Genomic DNA, 19,422 nt, shown 5'->3' on the forward strand with positions numbered 1-19,422 from the left:
CAGCCCCCACAAAAGCAAAAGGCGCGACCCCCCGCCGCGCCTCTTCATCCTTTTTCAAATACCGTCCGCACTCTCAGCGGACGCGACGGTCAGGCAAAAGCCGCTTCCAGCGCAATCTCAACCATATCACCAAAGCTTTTCTCCCGGTCTTCCGACGGCAGCGCCTCACCGGTCTGCAAATGGTCACTCACGGTCAAGACCGCCAGTGCCCGGCGCTTGTGCCGCGCGGCCAGCGTGTAAAGCTCCGCCGCTTCCATCTCGACACCCAAAATACCGTGGCGCACCATCTGCTCGTCCAGATCGGGGCGTTCGGCATAAAAAACGTCCGAAGAATAGATCCCGCCGACATGGGTTTTCGCCTCCAGCTTCTCGGCCGCTTGCACGGCGGCACGCAGCAGGCCCCAATCGGCGCAGGGGGCATAGTTCAATTCGCGGAAAATACCGGAGGAGGGCGAGGTGATGGTGCTGGCGGTCATCGCGATGATAACATCGCGAATGCCGACATGGCTCTGCATCCCCCCACAAGAGCCGATGCGGATCAGAGTCTGCGCACCGTATTCCGTCATCAACTCATTGGCGTAGATCGACAGCGAGGGCATGCCCATGCCGGAGCCTTGGATTGTGACGCGGTTGCCGCGCCATGTGCCGGTAAAGCCCAACATGCCGCGTACCTCGTTAACCAGTTCGGCCCCTTCCAAGAAAGTCTCCGCCGCCCATTTCGCGCGGTATGGGTCGCCGGGCATCAATACGGTTTCGGCGATATCGCCGGGTTTCGCGCCAATATGGACGGTCATTTCTGTCTCCTGATGTTTGCCGCATTTTGCCTGCCCGAAGCGGGCTTCACAAGGGCCGCGATGGGGAAGGGGGCGTGACGTAAAGCGGACAGGGGCGCTGCAATTGGGACGGTTGCCTAATTCACATTTTCGTCAGAAATAAAAAAGGCGCCGGTGAATTTCCATTCACGCGGCGCCAAATTCCCGTAATTCGGGAAATGGTTAAATCCGCATCGTTTCCGGATCGGCACCATTCTCTACTTGGGCGCGAAACCAATTCGGCTGACGGCCTTTTCCGGTCCAAGTCTGGGACGGGTCTTCGGGGTTGGAAAACTGCGGTTTCGATTTCGGGCCCGCAGCCGCTTTGCGCGGTTTCTTTGCCTTTTTGGGCGCGGGTTGTTCATCAGCTAACTCATTCAGGGAAAAGCCATATTCCGCCGCTGCCTTCTCGGCCGCCTTACGTGCCGCCCGGCGTTCGCGGGCCTGCGCGGCCTGCAATGCCTTTTTGACATCCGACAGAAGTTTCTCCAATTCCTTGCGGCTCATGGATTTCAGGTCTTTTTCCATATCTGATATTTCCTTTCCAGATTGTGCTGGTACGGGGAATTATAGAGCCAATTGATTAATTGCACGTTGTATTTTGTGTCAGCCTATTCTGCGGCCACCGCTTTGGGGTCGGCAAGCGCAATGATATCTTCCATGATCACGTTCAATTCGAAATCTTTCGGGGTATAGACCCGCGCCACTCCGGCAGCGCGCAAACGGGTTGCGTCAGCCTCGGGAATGATACCGCCGACAATGACCGGGATATGGGTCAACCCTGCCTCGGCCATGCGCTGCATCAGGTCTTCGACCAATGGCACATGCGAGCCCGAGAGGATCGACAAGCCGACCACATGGGCGGCTTCCGTTTGCGCAGCTTCGACGATTTCCGCGGGCGTCAGGCGGATGCCTTCATAGCTGATGTCCATGCCGCAATCGCGGGCGCGGACGGCGATCTGCTCAGCCCCGTTCGAGTGGCCGTCGAGCCCCGGTTTGCCGACGAGGAATTTCAGCCTGCGGCCCAGTTTATCGCTGACCGCATCCACCGCGTCGCGCAGATCGTCCAAGCCTTCGGTCTTGTTGGACTGGCCCGCGGAAACCCCTGTCGGGCCACGATATTCCCCGTGAACGGCACGCATCTGCGCGGCCCATTCGCCGGTTGTGACGCCCGCCTTGGCGGCAGCGATGGAGGCGGGCATGATATTGTCGCCCGCGCTGGCGGCGGCACGTAGGTCGGCCAATGCTTGTTTGACGGCGGCGTCGTCGCGCGCGCTGCGCCATGCGTCGAGCCGGGTGAGTTGGTCGGCTTCGGCACCGGGGTCTGATTGCATGATATCGCCCGCGCCGGTCATCAGCGGCGAGGGCGCGCCTTGTTGCCATTTGTTCACACCGACGACGACTGTTTCGCCGCTTTCGATGCGGCGCAGCCGGTCGGCGTTGCTTTCGACCAAGCGGCCCTTCATGTAATCGATCGCGGAAATCGCGCCGCCCATACCATCGAGATTTGCCAATTCAGCGCGCGCGCCTTCTTTGAGTAATTCGACCTTGGCATCCACCGCCGGATTGCCGTCGAAAAGATCGTCGAATTCCAGAAGGTCGGTTTCATGGGCCATGATCTGCTGCATCCGCATCGACCATTGTTGGTCCCACGGGCGGGGCAGGCCGAGGGCTTCGTTCCACGCGGGCAATTGCACGGCGCGGGCGCGGGCCTTTTTCGACAGGGTTACCGCCAGCATTTCGATGAGGATACGGTAGACGTTATTCTCGGGCTGTTGTTCGGTCAGACCCAATGAATTGACCTGAACCCCATAGCGGAAACGACGGAATTTGGGGTCTTCGACCCCATAACGGTCGCGGCAAATCTCATCCCAAAGGTCTACAAAGGCGCGCATTTTGCACATCTCGGTGACGAAACGGATGCCCGCGTTCACGAAGAAGGAAATGCGACCCACCAATTTCGGAAAATCCTCTGCCGGGACGCGCGGTTTCAGCGCGTCGAGCACGGCGGTGGCAGTGGCAAGTGCAAAGGCCAATTCCTGTTCCGGCGTCGCACCTGCTTCTTGCAAGTGGTAGGAACAGACGTTCATCGGGTTCCATTTCGGCGCGTTGGTATAGCAGTATTCGGCCACATCCGCGATCATCTTAAGCGAGGGCGCAGGCGGGCAGATATAGGTGCCGCGGCTGAGGTATTCCTTGATCAGATCGTTTTGCACCGTGCCTTGCAGGGCGGAAATATCCGCGCCCTGTTCTTCGGCCACGGCGATATAGAGCGACAGCAGCCAAGGGGCCGTCGCGTTGATCGTCATAGAGGTGTTCATCTGTTCAAGCGGGATGCCATCGAAAAGCGCGCGCATGTCACCGAGGTGATTCACCGGCACGCCGACCTTGCCAACCTCGCCACGGCTGAGCACATGGTCGCTGTCATAGCCGGTCTGGGTGGGCAGGTCGAAAGCCACGGAAAGCCCGGTTTGCCCGCGCTCCAAGTTCGACCGGTAGAGTGCGTTGGACGCGGCGGCGGTGGAATGGCCCGCATAGGTGCGAATGAGCCAGGGGCGGTCTTTCTGCGGTTGGGTCATCTTGGCCTCTTGAATCTGAATGGCAATAAAGTTGCGTCATGACGTTGATAGGGGAAATAATATGCCTCTGTCAATTCGCTGCGTTGCGGCATTACGCCCGCCCGGCCGGTGGGCGGAAAACAGATAATTATTGTCCTCTCAGCCCCGCGCTGTAAGGGTTAAGCCATGACGCAGACTGTGCAATTGCCCCTTTGGCTGTTCATCCTCATCGTGGTTTTCGCAGCCGTCACGGCGCTGAGCCATTTTCTGCTGCCTTCGGTGCGTTGGTTCTTTCGCCGACGGCTGGAACGGGCGGTGGAGCGGCTGAACAAGCGGCTGACCCGGCCCATCGAGCCCTTCAAACTGGCCCGGCGGCACGACATGATTCAGCGCCTCATCTATGATCCGGAGGTCAGCCAAGAGATCGTGAACTACGCCCGCAGCAATGGCGTGCCAGAGAACGTCGCCTTTCAAAAGGCCCGCGAATATGCGCGCGAGATCGTGCCGCGGTTTTCCGCCTTTGCCTATTTCAGCTTTGGCATCCGTCTGGCGCGGTTGTTGACCAACACGGTCTACCGGGTAGAGACGGCCTCGAGCAACGAGTCGACATTCGCCGCGCTGCCGCGTGATGCGACGGTGGTTTTCATCATGAACCACCGGTCGAACATGGATTACATGCTGGTGACCTACCTTGCGGCGCGGTCTTCGGCGCTGAGCTATGCGGTGGGCGAATGGGCGCGGGTTTGGCCGCTGAGCACGCTGATCCGCTCCATGGGCGCCTACTTTATCCGGCGCCGTTCGCGCGGGGCGCTCTATCGCAAGGTCTTGGCGCGTTACGTGCAGATGGCCACGACGGGCGGGGTGACGCAGGCGTTCTATCCCGAGGGGGGGCTGAGCCTCACCGGGGCTTTGCAGCCGCCAAAGGTGGGCTTGCTGTCTTATGTGGTGGAGGGGTTCGACCCCGAAGGAGAGCGTGACATCATCTTTGTGCCCGTGGCGATTAACTATGACCGGATCTTGGAGGATCGGGTGTTGATCGCTGCCGGAGAGCGCGGCGACCGGCGCTTTGGCGCGCGGATCACGGTGGTGGTGGGCTTTGTGCTGCGCAAGATTTGGCGGCGGATGCGCGGGCGGGACACGCGCTTTGGCACGGCGGCTGTGACCTTTGGTGACCCGCTTTCCCTGCGCCGCACGGGGACGGATGTGCCGGTCTCGGATCTGTCGGAGATGCTGATGGACCGGATCGCGCAGGCCATGCCTGTGTTGACCGTACCGCTGATCGCGCGGGTGCTGCTGCAGGCGAAAGGGCCGCTGAGCGAGGCGGAATTGCTGGCGAAAGTGGCCGCCACGCTTGAACAGATGCCGCTGCGCAACCGCGTGCCCAAGCCCGACATTCTGCCGGACCGCGTCGCCCGCGCGACGGCCCGCCTTAAGAAACGTGGCGTCATTTCCGAAGATGCGCAGGGGCTGCAAATCGCGGCGGGGCAGGAGCCTGTTTTGGCCTTCTATGCGAATTCCATTGCGCATTTCCCCAGCGAGGATGCTGCACCTGCGGCGGAAATTGCTGCGCCTGCTGGGTCATAAAATTACAAAAGTAGACTTGTGGGGGTTGCAATGTTGCGCAGTGGATCATATCCCAAAGGGGAGCCGCCGCGATTCTGCAGTGCGGCACAGACCTTGTAGACACCGAACACCGGCAGGAGGCCCACATGGCACTGGATACGAAACACGCCGACTATGACGCCCCGCAAAAAGACCTTTATGAAGTGGGCGAGATGCCCCCGATGGGTCACGTTCCGAAACAGATGTATGCTTGGGCCATCCGTCGCGAACGGCATGGCGATCCGGACAGCGCAATGCTGCAAGAAGTGGTCGATGTGCCAGAGCTCGACAGTCAAGACGTGCTGGTCTTGGTCATGGCGGCAGGCATCAACTACAACGGTGTCTGGGCCGCGCGCGGCGTGCCGATCAGCCCCTTTGACGGCCACGGCGAACCTTATCACATCGCGGGCTCTGATGCCTCGGGCATCGTCTGGGCGGTAGGCGATAAGGTCACGCGCTGGAAGGTCGGCGACGAGGTGGTGATCCACTGCAACCAAGACGATGGCGACGACGAGGAATGCAACGGCGGCGATCCGATGTATTCCCCCAGCCAGCGGATCTGGGGCTATGAGACGCCGGACGGCTCCTTTGCGCAGTTCACCCGCGTGCAGAGCCAGCAGCTTATGCCGCGTCCCAAACACCTGACATGGGAAGAGAGTGCCTGCTACACGCTGACGCTGGCCACCGCCTACCGTATGCTCTTCGGTCATGAGCCGCATGACCTGAAGCCGGGCCAGAACGTGCTGGTCTGGGGTGCGTCGGGTGGCCTTGGCTCCTATGCGATCCAGCTTATTAACACCGCAGGCGCCAATGCGATCGGCGTGATCTCGGACGAGAGCAAGCGCCAGTTCGTGATGGATCTGGGCGCCAAGGGCGTGTTGAACCGCAAGGACTTCAACTGCTGGGGCCAACTGCCCACAGTGAACACGCCGGAATATAACGAGTGGTTCAAAGAGGCCCGCAAGTTCGGCAAGGCGATCTGGGACATCACCGGCAAGGGCGTGAACGTCGATATGGTGTTCGAACACCCCGGTGAGGCGACCTTCCCGGTCTCTACCTTCGTTGTCAAAAAGGGCGGCATGGTGGTGATCTGTGCCGGGACGAGCGGCTTCAACCTGACCTTCGATGTGCGCTATATGTGGATGCACCAGAAGCGTTTGCAGGGCAGCCACTTTGCCCATCTGAAACAGGCGAGCGCGGCGAATAAGTTGATGATGGAACGCCGTCTCGATCCATGCATGTCCGAGGTCTTTAGCTGGGCCGATCTGCCCGAGGCGCATATGAAGATGATGCGCAACGAGCATAAGCCGGGCAATATGTCGGTGCTGGTGCAGGCACCGCGCACCGGACTGCGCACGCTGGAAGATACGGTTATGGCGCGCGACTGAACCTGACTGATAGATTAAAACCAGAACCCCCGTGGCCTCGGCTGCGGGGGTTTTTCGTTTGGCTGTAACCGGAACAGTGACTTAGTGCAGCCTGCCCCACCATTTAAGGGGGGGCGAAAAGCGCGGATGGTACGAATTCACGCACATGCTATGGTTGTATTAATCTGCCATTAACCAAAGCTGGGCGACTCTCATGCGAGATGATTGGATATTGGACGTATTGGCCGATCTCAGGGCTTTTGCCATGGCGAACCAACTGCCGCGCACGGCGGAACAGTTGGACGACGCGGCGTTGATCGCTCTGGCCGAGATGTCCTTGCAACGCGAAAGGGCCATAGGCCGGACGCATGAGGATAGAGCCGCATCTGGAACGCATTTGGGAAAGGCTGGCACAGGCTGACGGCGAGCCCGAACTTGGCCAAGCCTGCGAAGACCTGCGCGATCACTACGGCATCTTGCATGTGGTCTATCACTGGGTCGACACGGCGGGCGTGCAATATGGCTGCGGCACCTATGGGCCGCTCTGGTCCGAACGCTATCAGGCGCACAACTACCTCCGCATCGATCCGGTTGTCGCGGGCTGTTATCGCCGGTTTGAGCCGGTGGACTGGAAAGACCTCGATTGGTCCTCCCGCGCGGCGCGGAAATTCCGGCGGGACGCGCTGGATCATGGGGTGGGCGATCAGGGGTTTTCGGTGCCTATTCGGGGGCCACATGGGCAGTTTGCGCTGTTTACCACCAATCATAGCTGCACCGACGCGGTCTGGGCCGCATTCACCGCACGGCACCGGCGCGATCTGATCTGGGCGGCGCATTGTTTCAACGAAAAAGCGCTGGCGCTGGCCCCGGATCGTGCACCGGGGGCGGTGCAGGCGCTCTCCCCGCGGGAGGTGGATGCCATGACGCTGCTGGCGGTGGGCTATAGCCGCGCGCAGGTGGCCGACCGGTTGTCGATCTCTGAACACACGCTGCGGGCCTATGTGGAAAGCGCGCGGTTCAAACTGGGCGCATCGAACACGATCCATGCCGTCGCACGCGCGCTCAGCCGGGGGCTGATCGTCGTTTGAGCCGGATAATTCACGTGAATCGCGGGCGGTCAGGGCAAAGCGATCTGGCCCCCGGCGCGGGGCTCAATTAGGGTCGCCCAATGACATCTACCGCGCTCACCTATTCCGAAGACCAAGCCGCCGCCCATGATAAGGTGGCCGAAATGCTACGCTCTGCGGGCATTGATCTGGACGACTCATTGCTGATGCCGCCTGCGGGCGGGCCGGATCAGGTGATGGCTGTGACCGGCAAGGCCGGATCGGGCAAAACACTGCTGCTGGCCGAGCTTTATCGTGCCTTGGAAGCGGCGGGCGTCGACATCGTCTCGGGTGATTACGAATCGCGCAAGAAACGTGAGAAACGCACGCTGGCAATCCTCGCGCCGACCAACAAAGCGGCGAGCGTCTTGCGTCTGCGCGGCGTGCCCGCGACGACGATCCACCGCATCCTCTACACGCCGGTTTACCACCCCGAATACGAGCGCATCGCAGAGTGGCTGACCGGAAATGGCGAAAAGCCCGACATCGAAGGCCTGAGCGAGGTCGCGCTGGACCGGGCAGCGGCGTTTTTCGCGAACAACAAATCGGTCCCCGGTGCGCTGGCGGCGGCGGGGCTGCGGGGCAGTGATTTCATCACCGGCTGGAAACGCCGGGAAGAGCCGCTCGACATCGGCTTTGTCGACGAAAGCTCGATGCTGGATGACAAGCAGTTCGAAGACCTGAAAGAGATTTTTCCGACGCTGCTGCTGTTCGGCGATCCGGCGCAGTTGGCCCCGGTGGGGCAATCCGGCACGATGGTGTTTGAAAAGCTGCCCGAAAAGCGGGTGTTGAACCTCAACCGCATTCACCGGCAAGAGGCCGACAACCCGATCCTTGATCTGGCCCATGCGCTGGCCGACCCGCAGTTGGAGTTTCATGACTTTGAGCGGATGATCGAAGACGCGGCGCGCAAGGATGACCGCGTGGTCTGGGGCCAGCGGGTTGAGGTCGATCTGATGGCGCGCAGCCCCGTGCTGGTCTGGCGGAATGCCACGCGCATTCGGCTGATCAACGCCTTTCGCGCCGTCCATGGCGCCCCCGAAGATGCGCTGCTGGCAGGCGAGCCGCTGATCTGCGACGGGATCGAACTGCCGCTGAAGCACCGCAAGAAACGCCTCGACCTAGAAGCGCGCGGCCTGATCAAAGGCGCGCAGGTGGTCTATCTGGGCGAGGGGCGCAAGCCGGGGTTCAGCCGGTTGCACGTCATCGGTGCCGAAGACCCGCAGGTAAGTGCCGCGTCGATCGTTAAAATCGAAAAGCCGGATGAGGAAGAACCTTTTATCCCCTTCGCCGCGCGTATGGGGGCGACGTTCTTGCACGGCGCCGCTGTGACGATCCACAAGGCGCAAGGCAGCCAGTGGGAGAACGTGCAGGTCTTTGCGCCCGATCTATACGCCGCCGCGCGGATGGGGCGTTCTGAGGCCGGGCAACCGCTGTGGAAACGGCTGGCCTATGTCGCCATCACCCGCGCGCAGGAGCGGTTGATTTGGGTGGTGCGAAATCGGCTTAGCAAACCATCTGGGCCGCTGCGCGTGGATGACCTGCGCGCCGCCCCTGCAGCGGCGCTGACACTTGAGGCGACCGAGGATGGCGCGGCTTAGCGGCGCAGCAACCCAAAGACGGCAGAGGCGCCCCAGCCCGCGGTAATGGCAATAAAGAGCGACAGCAGCCCGTAGATAAACGCCTGCTCATGGGCGAGGTTGAATAGCCACCGCTCCATCCCGACCTTGCGCACGTCGATCACAGTCTCATATTGCGCCACCACATCGCCGCCACGGGTCAGGAAAATCCGCGTGTCATAAGCACCCTCAGTGAGCGAGGCGGGCAGGGCGACGGCGGCGCGGAAGAGGGTCTGTTCGTCGACCTTCACGCCGTCTTCGATGGCTTGGTAGAGGTTCGCATCCTTGCGCACGCGGATCAGCGCATCGGTGAATTGGGTGGGGTCTGCGATCTCCATCGGGGCACCGACAGAGCGGATGGCGCGAGGGATGGAGATGCGGTGGCGCAGGTCTTCAATACGTTTGAGCACTTCGGACAGCGGGCCAGAGGTGACCACGGCATAGAAGCTGGGCGCGCGGTCGACCTCAACCGCGTCGGTGTTGACCCAGATGCCAAAGCGCCGTTCCTTGCGCCGCACCATGATTGGGGTCGACGGGCCAGAGACGGTCACGACTACTTCGAGCGGCGCGCCCTCGGGGATTGGCGTTTCACGTTTGACAGCGCCGTAAACGAGGATTTCGGACCCGTCGAAATTGGTGGTGATGGAGACTTCGGCTTGGCTGAGGCCCAGCACGATCTCCTCTTCCGCCGCGGCGGTGAGGGCCGTGAATATCAGGCCAGCGAATGCGAGGGCTGCGCGGATCATTCTGCCGCCACCGGGCTGAGGGAGTAAAGCTCGGACGGCTCCAGCAGCAGATCAAGCGCCAACTTGCCGCAGACGGCGAGGACCAGCACCGCCAGCAAGATGCGCAGCTGTTCGGCCTGCATCCGCACGCCGATGCGCGTACCGACCTGTGCACCCAGCACCCCGCCGACCAGCAAGAGCACCGCCAGCACGATGTCGACCGTCTGGTTGGTGGTGGCGTGCAGCATGGTGGTGAAACCGGTCACGAAAATGATCTGCAATAGCGAGGTGCCGATCACCACTTTGGTCGGCATGCCAAGCAGATAGATCATTGCGGGCACCATGATGAACCCGCCGCCGACGCCCATGATGGCCGACAGCATCCCAACCGCCGCGCCAACAAGCACCGGGGGGATCACCGAGATATAAAGCCCCGATACCCGAAACCGCATTTTGATTGGCAGGCCGTGGACCCAGTAGTGTTTCTTGCGCTGCACGCGCCCGCCCTTGCGGGTGCGGCGGATCGCGCGGAGCGATTCAAAGAACATCAGCCCGCCGATGATGCCCAGAAAGATCACATAGCAAAGGGTCACCAGCAGATCGACCTGACCCAGCGATTTCAGGTAGTTAAAGATGAACATGCCGATGCCCGACCCGACAAGACCTCCGGCCAGCAGGACCCAGCCCATTCGGAAATCCACCGTGCGCCGTTTGAGGTGCGCCAGCAGGGCCGAAAACGACGACGCGACGATCTGGTTGGTCGAAGTCGCCACGGCCACGGCAGGGGGGATGCCGACAAAGAACAACAGCGGCGTGATTAGAAACCCGCCGCCGACGCCGAACATGCCCGATAAGATGCCCACAATTCCGCCCAGTCCCAGAAGGAGGAAGGCGTTAACCGATACCTCGGCGATGGGCAGGTAGATTTGCATGACGTTTCCTAGCCTCTAACGGCCGCGCAGTTCAACATAGCTTGTCGCGATAAGGCGACCACTGAGATAGGTTGCGCCGATCCGGCCCTTGGGTGCAAGGGCCGGAGGGGGATGTCAGCGTTCTTTTACATAGGGTTCGCCGCCCGCGCGGGGCGGGATCGCCTTGCCGACGAAGCCCGCGAGGATCACCACTGTCATCAGATAGGGCAGCGCGCCCAGAAGCTGGCCCTGCACCTTGATGCCGATGACCGACTGGATCACATCAGGCCGCGTCTCTAGCGCGCCGAAAAGGCCGAAGAGCAGCGTGGCCCAGAGTGCGTACCAAGGGCGCCACTTGGCAAAGATCAGCGCGGCCAGCGCGATGAAACCACGGCCCGCCGACATGTCTTTGACAAAGCCCGCCTGCAGCGCGGTGCTGAGGTACGCTCCCGCCACGCCGCAGAGCAGACCGGCGATGGCCACGGCGGCGTAGCGCAGACCCACGACCGAGACGCCAGCGGTGTCGACGGCGGCAGGGTTCTCGCCCACGGCGCGCAGGCGCAGGCCGAAGCGGGTGCGGAACAGGATCCACCATGTCAGCGGCACGGCGAGGAAGGCGGCATAGACGAGGATCGAATGGCCCGAGATCAGCTCTTCGTAAAGTGGGCCAATGATCGGCACGTTCTCCATCGCCTCGGCGAAGGGCAGGGTGATCGGCTCGAACCGCGCGCCGCCGAAGAGCGAGGGGGTGCGGCCGCCCTGGGCAAACCAGTCCTGCGCGATCAGCACGGTCATGCCGGCAGCGAGGAAGTTGATCGCCACGCCAGAGATAAGTTGGTTGCCGCGGAAGGTGATCGAGGCGAGGCCGTGCACAGCGCTGAGTGCCAGCGAAGAGGCGATGCCCGCCGCAAGGCCAAGCCAGACCGACCCGGTGAGCGATGCCACCGCGGCGGAAAAGAACGCCGCCGCCAGCATCTTGCCCTCAAGCCCGATATCAAAGACGCCCGCGCGTTCGGAGAAGAGACCGGCAAGACAGGCCAGAAGCAGCGGCGTGGCCAGCCGCACAGTGCTGTCGAGCAATTGGATGAGCGTGATATAGTCCATAGGTCAGACCCGCTTTCTCAGGGGGGTGTTCTGGGTCATTCCGCGCCCTCCGACTGGGCGCTGCGGGGGCCGGGTTTGGGCTCGCTGTCAGCGGAATTGGCAGGGGGGCCGGGGCGGCGGAACATCAGGAAAAGACGCTCCAGCGGCATCCGCACCATATTATCGAGCGCGCCGGTAAAGAGAATCACCAGCGCTTGGATCACGACGATCAATTCGCGCGGGATTGAGGTCCAGAGCGCCAGTTCCGCGCCGCCTTGGTAGAGGAAACCGAAGAGCAGGGCGGCAAAGAAGACGCCAACCGGGTGGCTGCGGCCCATCAGCGCCACAGCGATGCCGATAAAGCCTGCGCCTTCGGTCGCGTTTAGCACCAGACGCTCGCTTTCGCCCATGACGTTGTTGATCGCCATCAGCCCCGCCAGCGCGCCCGAGATGATCATCGTGACCATTGTAATGCGCACGGGCGAGATGCCCGCGTATTTGGCGGCAGGTTGCGAATGCCCATAGGCGCGGATTTCATAGCCAAGGCGCGTGCGCCAGATCAGCAGCCAGACCACGATACAGGCCGCCGTGGCGACGAGCAGTGAGACGTTGGCGGGGGCGGACTTGGAAAAGGCGATGCCAAGCGGGGCCAGCAATTCATGCAGCGTGGGCAGATGCACGGCCTCGGGAAAGCGGGCGCTGGCCGGGTCCATGCTGCCCGGCGGGCGCATGACGTTGACCAGAACGTAGTTCAGCAGCGCCGCGGCGATGAAGTTGAACATGATCGTGGTGATCACGACGTGGCTGCCGCGTTTGGCTTGCAACCAGCCGGGGATCGCGGCCCAGATCGCGCCCAAAAGCCCGGCCATCACACCGCAGCCGATCAGCGCCAGCGTCCAATGCGGCCATGGGATATAGAGCGCGGCAATGGCGACGCCCAAACCGCCCAGCATCGCCTGACCTTCGCCCCCGATGTTGAACAGGCGCGCGTGGAAGGCCACGGCAACGGCTAGCCCGGTGAAAATAAAGTTGGTCGCGTAATAAAGCGTGTAGCCCCAGCCATAGGTCGAACCGAGCGCGCCTTTCACCATCAATGTCACGGCGGCAATCGGGTCTTCACCGATGGCGAGGATCACCAGCGCCGAGAGCAGGGCCGCCAGCAACAGAGAGATCAGCGGCACGAGGATCACCTCGGCCCATTTTGGCATCACGTCCATCTCAGACCTCCTTGCTGGCGTCGCCGCCGGCGCGGGCGAGATTGGCTTCGACCTCGGCCACGCTGTGTTCGTTTTCGGTGTCGGTGATGCCAGCCATCAAAAGACCCAGTTCTTTCTCGTCGGTCTGGTCGGCGGCGCGTTCGCCCATGATCTGCCCGTCGAACATCACCGCGATGCGGTCCGACAGGGCGAGGATTTCTTCAAGCTCGACCGAGACCAGCAGGATCGCCTTGCCTTGATCGCGCAGGGCGATGATCTGCTCGTGGATGAACTCAATCGCGCCAATGTCGACGCCGCGGGTGGGCTGGCCGATGAGCAATAGGTCAGGGTTGCGCTCGATCTCCCGGGCCAGAACGATCTTTTGCTGGTTCCCGCCCGAGAAGTTCTTGGCCGCCAGCGTCGGGTCAGGCGGGCGCACGTCAAAGCGTTCCATCTTGTCTTCGGCATCGGCGCGGATCGCGGCGTGGTCCATCAGCAACCCGCTGTTGAAGCGGTCGTCGTGGTGGTAGCCGAAGACGTTGTTTTCCCACGCCTGAAAATCCATGATCAGACCTTCGCGCTGGCGGTCTTCGGGCACATGGGCCACGCCGCGGGCGCGGCGCGATTGGCCGTCGGATTTCTTGCCCGAAAGGTCCAGCGGCGTGCCGTTCAACGTAACGCTCCCGGTGCCATCGGCATAGCCGCCCAGCACTTCGAGAAGTTCGGATTGGCCGTTGCCCGCAACACCCGCAAGACCCAGCACTTCGCCCGCGCGGATCTGCAGGTCGATGCCGCGCAAGCGTTCGACGCCCTTGTCGTCGACAACGCGCAGGCCCTTGATGTCGAGGATCACCTCGCCCGGGGTGGCGGGCTCCTTGTTCACACGCAACAGCACCTTGCGCCCGACCATCAGCTCGGCCAGTTCCGGCGGCGAGGTTTCGGCGGTTTTCACGGTCGCAGTCATCTTGCCCCGGCGCATGACCGACACGGTGTCGGTGATCTCCATGATCTCACGCAGTTTGTGGGTGATGAGGATGATGGTTTTGCCCTCAGAACGCAGACGCCCGAGGATGCGGAATAGCTGGTCGGCCTCGGCAGGGGTCAGCACGCCGGTTGGCTCGTCCAAAATCAGAATATCGGCCTGCCGGTAGAGCGCCTTGAGGATTTCCACGCGCTGCTGCATGCCGACGCCGATGTCCTGCACCAGCGCGTCGGGATCGACGTTGAGGCCGTAGTCCTCGGACAGGCTGATCAGCGTTTTGCGGGCTTTGGAGAGCGAGGGCTTCAGCAGTCGGCCATCTTCGGCGCCCAGAATGATGTTTTCCAGCACGGTGAAGTTTTCAACCAGCTTAAAATGCTGGAAAACCATGCCGATGCCTGCCGCGATGGCGGCTTGGCTGTCGGGAATGTCGGTCTTTTTGCCACTGATGAAAATCTCACCCGCGTCGGCTTTGTAAAACCCATAGAGGATCGACATCAGCGTTGACTTGCCCGCGCCGTTTTCGCCGATAATCCCGTGGATCGTACCCGGCATCACGCGGATCGAGATGTCTTTGTTAGCCTGCACAGGGCCAAAGGCTTTGGAGATGCCTTTGAGTTCGATCGCTGGCGCGGTGCCGGTAGCGGGGGCAGTGCCGGTAGCGGGGGCAGTGCCGGTAGCGGGGGCGGTATCGGTCATATCAAAAGGTCCTGCGGGCGTGGCGGCCCTTGATCTGGAAATGAGCCATCTTTGTCCGTGTCACGCTGTCATGTTCGGAAAGGGCCGCGCCGGTGGAACGGCGCGGCCCTTGTGGTCATTTTGATTAATCTAAGTTCAGAAGTCCAGCGCCGGGCAGCTGTCATTCTCGTAGTAGGAAACCACATTGATCTCACCGTCGATGATCTTCTGGCGCGCTTCGTCTACGGCGGCCTTCATCTCTTCGGTCACGAGATCGGCGTTGTGCTCGTCCATGGCGACGCCGACACCTTCTTCGGCAAGGCCAAGGGTCACGACTTCGCCAACTTCGAGGTCTTCGCCCGCCATCATCGCGTCATAGACCGCGACATCGACACGTTTCAGCATCGAGGTCAGGACTTTGCCCGGGTGCAGGTGGTTTTGGTTGCTGTCCACGCCGATCGACAGGATGCCTTCGTCAGCGGCGGTTTGCAGCACGCCCACGCCGGTGCCGCCTGCTGCGGCGTAAACCACGTCAGCGCCTTGGTTAATCTGGGCTTTGGTGATTTCGGAACCCTTTACCGGGTCGTTCCACGCGGCGGGGGTGGTGCCCGTCATGTTGGCGATGACTTTGGCATCAGGGTTGGTCGCCATGACGCCTTGGGCATAGCCGCAGCCAAAGTGGCGGATCAGCGGCACGTCCATGCCACCGACAAAGCCGACGGTGTTCGACTTGGAGGCCATCGCGGCCATCACGCCGACGAGGTAGGAGCCCTCATGCTCAGCAAAGCTGACCTGACGGACGTTGGGCAGGTCGAGCCAGTTCACGTCGACCACGGCGAATTTCGTGTCGGGGTAGTCAGGCGCGACAGTCGAGAGCGGATCGGCCATGGCGAAACCCATGGTGATGATCGGGTTGGCGCCGGATTCGGCAAAGCGGCGCAGGGCCTGCTCACGTTGCGCTTCGGACTGCATCTCGATCTCAGCGAATTTGCCGCCGGTTTCTTCGGCCCAGCGGGTCGCGCCATTGAAGGCCGCTTCGTTAAAGCTTTTGTCGAATTTGCCGCCAAGGTCAAAGATCAGCGCGGGTTCGGCCAGCGCGGCGCCCGATGTCAGGGCCATGCCTGCGGCTGCGCCGAGGAATTTCGTCATGAGGGTCATTTATCGTCTCCCGGTTGTGGTGCCGGGCGGTCTGGCAAAGGCTGCCGCCACGGCGTTGGTGGATCATTCGATCAGGTGTAATTTAGGGCGCAGGCGGGGGGTAGGGTCAACCGCTTTTTGTGGTCAACGCTGCGGGATCGCCACAGTGACCATGGGTCAAGTCGCGCCGCAGAATGCAGGCATCGACGGCTGGGGCATCAATGCGTGCGTAATAGGCACGGCGGGTTGCGATGTGGGCGAAGTTTTCACCGGTATAGAGGGCGCGGGCAGGTTGGTTATCGGCTGCGACCTCTAGAAAGGCGCTGGCGCAGTCTGCAGGCAGGGCGGCCAGCCAATCGCGCAGCAACGCGCGGCCAATGCCTTGGCGTTGGCAGCTGGGATCGACCGCGAGGGTCAGTAACTCAGATTCGCCCGCGATGGTGCGGGTCAGGGCAAAGCCGCCGGGGCGGGTAAAAAGCTGCACGAAGGGGCTGTCGAGCAGGCTTGCGAACTCCGCCTCCTGCCACGGCCTGTCTTGGGTAAAGGCGGCGGCATGGAGGGCCGCAAGCGCGCCCGGTGTCACGGCAGCAGCACCGGAGCCGCGTCGCGCGCCGGGGCGGCATCGGCGGGGCGCAGGTAAAGTGGCGCGGGGCGGGCTGGACTGTTAGCGAAACGGCGGGCCGTGATGCGGGCGATGGCTTCGGCAACGGGCATCGCGGGAGGCTCTCCGCCCGCGCCGATGAGGGGGCCGGTGAAGGCCGGAAGAGCGGATGCGTCGTAAAGGGCGGGAGTGGAAATGCCTGCGTTCTCATAGCCTTGGAGGAAGACCTGATCGCGGCGTGCATCCACGGCGCAGGCGGAGGGGCCATTGTGACCCTCGCGCAATGCGTCAAAGGCATTGACCCCAACCGCCGGAATGCCAAGGCCGAGTGCCAACCCACGCGCGGCGGAGACGGCAATGCGGATGCCGGTGAAATTGCCCGGACCGATGCCGACGCCGAGCGCCGTGAGGTCGGCGTAGGCCACCCCCGCGTCACTCAGCAGTTCCTCGCAGAGCACCAACAGCCGTTCAGCTTGGCCCTTGGTCATCGGCTCGATACGCGCCGCCAACACCCGGTCGCCCGACAGCAAAGCGGCCGCGCAATGCGCGGCCGATGTGTCGAAGGCCAGAATCAGCGGCCCGCTTGCGCTATGCTCAGGCAACCGGACGAACCTCTGTCACCTCGGGGATGTAGTGGCGCAGCAGGTTTTCGATGCCCATTTTCAGTGTCAACGTGGACGAGGGGCAGCCCGCGCAGGCACCTTGCATGTGCAGATAGACAACGCCGCGCTCAAAGCCGTGGAAGGTGATGTCGCCACCATCTTGGGCCACGGCGGGGCGCACACGGCTGTCGAGCAACTCTTTGATCTGACCGACGATTTCACCGTCTTCGCCATCATGGGCGGCGTGGCCCGATGTGGGCTGGTGGTCAGAGGCCATGACCGGCTCACCGGATTGAAAATGCTCCATGATTGCGCCCAGCAGGGCGGGTTTCACATGGTCCCATTCCACCGCGTCTTGCTTGGTCACGGTGACGAAATCGGTGCCGAAGAACACGCCCGTCACACCCTCAACAGCAAAAAGCCGTTGGGCCAGCGGCGATGTCGCACCGGCGTCGGGGGTCGGGAAATCGGCGGTGCCCATTTCCAGCACGGTCTGACCCGGCAGGAACTTGAGCGTTGCGGGGTTCGGAGTGGATTCGGTCTGGATGAACATGGGGTGTACCTCGCTTTCGGCGTGGGTTCTGATATGCGCCCGCGCGGGCGGCAAGTCAAGGTTTAGAACCGTTCTAAATTGTGTGTGGCCCACACGGAGGGGCGGGATGCAGGGCTGGGTCAGGCACAGGCTGCGGTCAAGTGATCGCTTCGAGCCGTTCCTTGCTGAGATCGCCGGGCACGATGGTGATCGGCACAGGCAGTGCCCCGGCAGAGCGCGACAATTGCGTAACAAGCGGGCCCGGGCCTTTCTTGCGGTCGCCGCTGGCGCCGAGCACCAGCACGCCGATGTCTGGGTCGTCTGAAAGCTGTTGGATGATCTCATCCGTTGGCTCGCCTTCGCGGATGATCAACTCAGGATCGACGCCCTGTTTGTCGCGCATCCATTTGGCGAAAACCTCGAAATGCACTTCGATCCGTTCGCGGGCCTCTTCGCGCATCAGGTCACCGACACCGATCCAATGGTTGAACTCTTCCGGCGGGATCACCGACAGGACAGCCACGCCGCCCCCGGTGCGCGCCGCGCGCAGGGCGGCAAAGCGCATGGCATTCAGACATTCGGTGCTATCGTCCAGCACCACTAGGAATTTCCGCATCAAACCCTCTCTCCGCACCTCCTCCCGGTGCGGTACGATCATGGCGCGGGCGGGCGGCGCTGGCAATTGCTTTTGCGCGCCGCTGCCGCCCGGACCTTCAGCCGCGCTGACTTGCGGCCCAATCCCAATACATTTCGCGCACGCGGCGGGTGACCGGGTTTTGGTTGTCCCCGGTGCCATATTGCGTGTCGTCAAAGGCGCGGACGGGGGTGACCTTCATCATATTGCCCGACAGGAACACTTCATCGGCGGCATGGAAATCGTCAAAGCTGAGGACGGTCTCATGCACCTTCATGCCCGCGTCGCGCATGTTCGACATATGCCGCGCGCGGGTGATCCCGGCAAGGAAGGTGCCGTTGGGGATGGGGGTAAAGACCTCGCCATCTTTGACCATAAAGACGTTCGCACTGGCGCTTTCGGCCACATTTCCCATGGCATCGGCCACCAGTGCGTTGCCGAAGCCTTTGGAACGCGCCTCGACCATCATCCGGGCATTGTTGGGATAGAGGCAGCCCGCCTTGGCGTTGACCACGTTGTCCTCCAACACCGGGCGGCGGAAGCGGGTGCGGGTGAGGGTGGTTGCGGCCTCTGGCGGGGCCATGGGGATGGCCTCCAAGCTGATGGCGAAACCGGTGGCGCCTTCGCGCGGCACGATGCCCAGCTCATCGCCGGCCAACGCCCAATACATCGGGCGGATATAGACCGCCTGATCGTGCGAATAGCTCTTCAGCCCTTCGCGGCACATTTCGATCATATCCTCGGTCTCGACCGTTGGTGTGATCATCAGGGCACGGGCCGAGCGGTTGATCCGCGCGCAATGCGCCTCAAGATCGGGGGCCAGCCCGTCAAACAGCCGCGCCCCGTCAAAAACGGTGGTGCCGAGCCATGCGCCGTGATCGGCGGCCTTGATGGTGGGCAGATCGCCGTCGTGCCATGCGCCGTTGAAATAGGTCTTGATGTCTGTGCCGGTGGCCATGTGACGATCCTTAGGAATTGCTTCGGTAGATGCCCTCGGGCAGGTTCAATGCCGCTGTCAGATCGCTCAGCTGCGCGGGGGACAGGGTGATCTTGACCACACGGTCAGTGCGCGCGTCCCATTGCTCGATCGTGATCTGCCCCGCAAAGGCAGAGACGGTCACGTCCTCGCGCAGGGGGGCGTCGGATTCGTCGATCAGGGTGATGACGGTGGCGTCGAATTCGTGCTCGATGGTAAACATGAGGGCACATTAGGCTTTGTGCGGGCAAGCGCAAGACCGCCGTTGGGACGTCAAAGCTCTGTGAACGGGGGTGGCAGCGCC

20 protein-coding genes are annotated in these 19,422 nt (G+C 62.2%); 5 read left to right on the forward strand and 15 right to left on the reverse strand.

Features of this window, described 5'->3' with window-relative positions; translation table 11 throughout:
* Positions 1–89: 89 nt before the first annotated feature.
* The 3 genes from deoD to O4H31_RS05940 form a co-directional block, all read right to left on the reverse strand.
* Positions 90–794: a purine-nucleoside phosphorylase gene (deoD, locus tag O4H31_RS05930; RefSeq protein ID WP_067630444.1), complete on the reverse strand. Its 705-nt coding sequence runs from the start codon at positions 792–794 to the stop codon at positions 90–92.
* A gap of 201 nt (positions 795–995) precedes the next feature.
* Complete coding sequence (locus O4H31_RS05935; RefSeq protein ID WP_067630441.1) at positions 996–1,340, reverse strand: H-NS family nucleoid-associated regulatory protein; 345 nt, start codon at positions 1,338–1,340, stop codon at positions 996–998.
* An 83-nt stretch (positions 1,341–1,423) separates the two neighbouring features.
* The gene (locus tag O4H31_RS05940) at positions 1,424–3,391 is read right to left on the reverse strand and encodes a protein meaA (protein WP_269343741.1); all 1,968 of its coding nucleotides are present in this window, start codon (positions 3,389–3,391) and stop codon (positions 1,424–1,426) included.
* 165 nt (positions 3,392–3,556) lie between these two features.
* Between O4H31_RS05940 and O4H31_RS05945 the strand changes: the two genes are divergently transcribed.
* The 5 genes from O4H31_RS05945 to O4H31_RS05965 all read left to right on the forward strand — a co-directional run bounded on the left by O4H31_RS05945 (position 3,557) and on the right by O4H31_RS05965 (position 9,046).
* Positions 3,557–4,954, forward strand: a complete 1,398-nt coding sequence (locus O4H31_RS05945; protein WP_269343743.1) for a 1-acyl-sn-glycerol-3-phosphate acyltransferase — start codon at positions 3,557–3,559, stop codon at positions 4,952–4,954.
* Between the two features lie 125 nt (positions 4,955–5,079).
* On the forward strand, positions 5,080–6,360 hold the full coding sequence (ccrA, locus tag O4H31_RS05950; protein ID WP_093928428.1) for a crotonyl-CoA carboxylase/reductase: 1,281 nt from the start codon (positions 5,080–5,082) through the stop codon (positions 6,358–6,360).
* Between the two features lie 193 nt (positions 6,361–6,553).
* Positions 6,554–6,760: a hypothetical protein gene (locus tag O4H31_RS05955; RefSeq protein WP_082849544.1), complete on the forward strand. Its 207-nt coding sequence runs from the start codon at positions 6,554–6,556 to the stop codon at positions 6,758–6,760.
* Positions 6,708–7,427 (forward strand): helix-turn-helix transcriptional regulator, encoded by a 720-nt coding sequence (locus tag O4H31_RS05960; protein WP_269343747.1) that lies wholly within the window; start codon positions 6,708–6,710, stop codon positions 7,425–7,427. The genes O4H31_RS05955 and O4H31_RS05960 overlap by 53 nt, the downstream gene beginning before the upstream one ends.
* Before the next feature lie 80 nt (positions 7,428–7,507).
* The gene (locus O4H31_RS05965; protein WP_093928430.1) at positions 7,508–9,046 is read left to right on the forward strand and encodes an ATP-dependent DNA helicase; all 1,539 of its coding nucleotides are present in this window, start codon (positions 7,508–7,510) and stop codon (positions 9,044–9,046) included.
* Here O4H31_RS05965 and O4H31_RS05970 read toward each other — a convergent pair.
* The 12 genes from O4H31_RS05970 to O4H31_RS06025 form a co-directional block, all read right to left on the reverse strand.
* The gene (locus O4H31_RS05970; protein ID WP_269343751.1) at positions 9,043–9,810 is read right to left on the reverse strand and encodes a TIGR02186 family protein; all 768 of its coding nucleotides are present in this window, start codon (positions 9,808–9,810) and stop codon (positions 9,043–9,045) included. The two genes, O4H31_RS05965 and O4H31_RS05970, sit on opposite strands and share 4 nt — an antisense overlap.
* Positions 9,807–10,721: a sulfite exporter TauE/SafE family protein gene (locus O4H31_RS05975; RefSeq protein WP_120350492.1), complete on the reverse strand. Its 915-nt coding sequence runs from the start codon at positions 10,719–10,721 to the stop codon at positions 9,807–9,809. The genes O4H31_RS05970 and O4H31_RS05975 overlap by 4 nt, the downstream gene beginning before the upstream one ends.
* A gap of 114 nt (positions 10,722–10,835) precedes the next feature.
* Positions 10,836–11,804: an ABC transporter permease gene (locus O4H31_RS05980; protein WP_269343753.1), complete on the reverse strand. Its 969-nt coding sequence runs from the start codon at positions 11,802–11,804 to the stop codon at positions 10,836–10,838.
* A gap of 35 nt (positions 11,805–11,839) precedes the next feature.
* The gene (locus O4H31_RS05985) at positions 11,840–13,000 is read right to left on the reverse strand and encodes an ABC transporter permease (RefSeq protein WP_269343754.1); all 1,161 of its coding nucleotides are present in this window, start codon (positions 12,998–13,000) and stop codon (positions 11,840–11,842) included.
* A 1-nt stretch (position 13,001) separates the two neighbouring features.
* Positions 13,002–14,657, reverse strand: coding sequence for an ABC transporter ATP-binding protein (locus O4H31_RS05990; RefSeq protein WP_269343755.1), 1,656 nt, complete (start codon positions 14,655–14,657; stop codon positions 13,002–13,004).
* 135 nt (positions 14,658–14,792) lie between these two features.
* Positions 14,793–15,794 (reverse strand): BMP family lipoprotein, encoded by a 1,002-nt coding sequence (locus tag O4H31_RS05995; RefSeq protein WP_269343756.1) that lies wholly within the window; start codon positions 15,792–15,794, stop codon positions 14,793–14,795.
* A gap of 106 nt (positions 15,795–15,900) precedes the next feature.
* Entirely contained in the window at positions 15,901–16,356 is a 456-nt protein-coding gene (locus tag O4H31_RS06000; RefSeq protein WP_269343758.1) for a GNAT family N-acetyltransferase, read from the reverse strand.
* On the reverse strand, positions 16,353–16,976 hold the full coding sequence (tsaB, locus tag O4H31_RS06005) for a tRNA (adenosine(37)-N6)-threonylcarbamoyltransferase complex dimerization subunit type 1 TsaB (protein WP_269343760.1): 624 nt from the start codon (positions 16,974–16,976) through the stop codon (positions 16,353–16,355). The genes O4H31_RS06000 and tsaB overlap by 4 nt, the downstream gene beginning before the upstream one ends.
* Positions 16,969–17,529: a NifU family protein gene (locus tag O4H31_RS06010; RefSeq protein ID WP_093928438.1), complete on the reverse strand. Its 561-nt coding sequence runs from the start codon at positions 17,527–17,529 to the stop codon at positions 16,969–16,971. The genes tsaB and O4H31_RS06010 overlap by 8 nt, the downstream gene beginning before the upstream one ends.
* Before the next feature lie 136 nt (positions 17,530–17,665).
* A complete protein-coding gene (locus tag O4H31_RS06015; RefSeq protein ID WP_040700546.1) occupies positions 17,666–18,124 on the reverse strand; it encodes a universal stress protein in 459 nt (152 codons plus the stop codon).
* Positions 18,125–18,221: 97 nt separating this feature from the next.
* Positions 18,222–19,100, reverse strand: coding sequence for a branched-chain amino acid aminotransferase (locus O4H31_RS06020; RefSeq protein WP_269343765.1), 879 nt, complete (start codon positions 19,098–19,100; stop codon positions 18,222–18,224).
* Between the two features lie 10 nt (positions 19,101–19,110).
* On the reverse strand, positions 19,111–19,341 hold the full coding sequence (locus O4H31_RS06025; RefSeq protein WP_067625976.1) for a hypothetical protein: 231 nt from the start codon (positions 19,339–19,341) through the stop codon (positions 19,111–19,113).
* Between the last annotated feature and the right edge of the window lie 81 nt (positions 19,342–19,422).

The organism is Sulfitobacter dubius, from assembly GCF_027214245.1.
In the GTDB taxonomy this organism is placed as follows: domain Bacteria; phylum Pseudomonadota; class Alphaproteobacteria; order Rhodobacterales; family Rhodobacteraceae; genus Sulfitobacter; species Sulfitobacter dubius_A.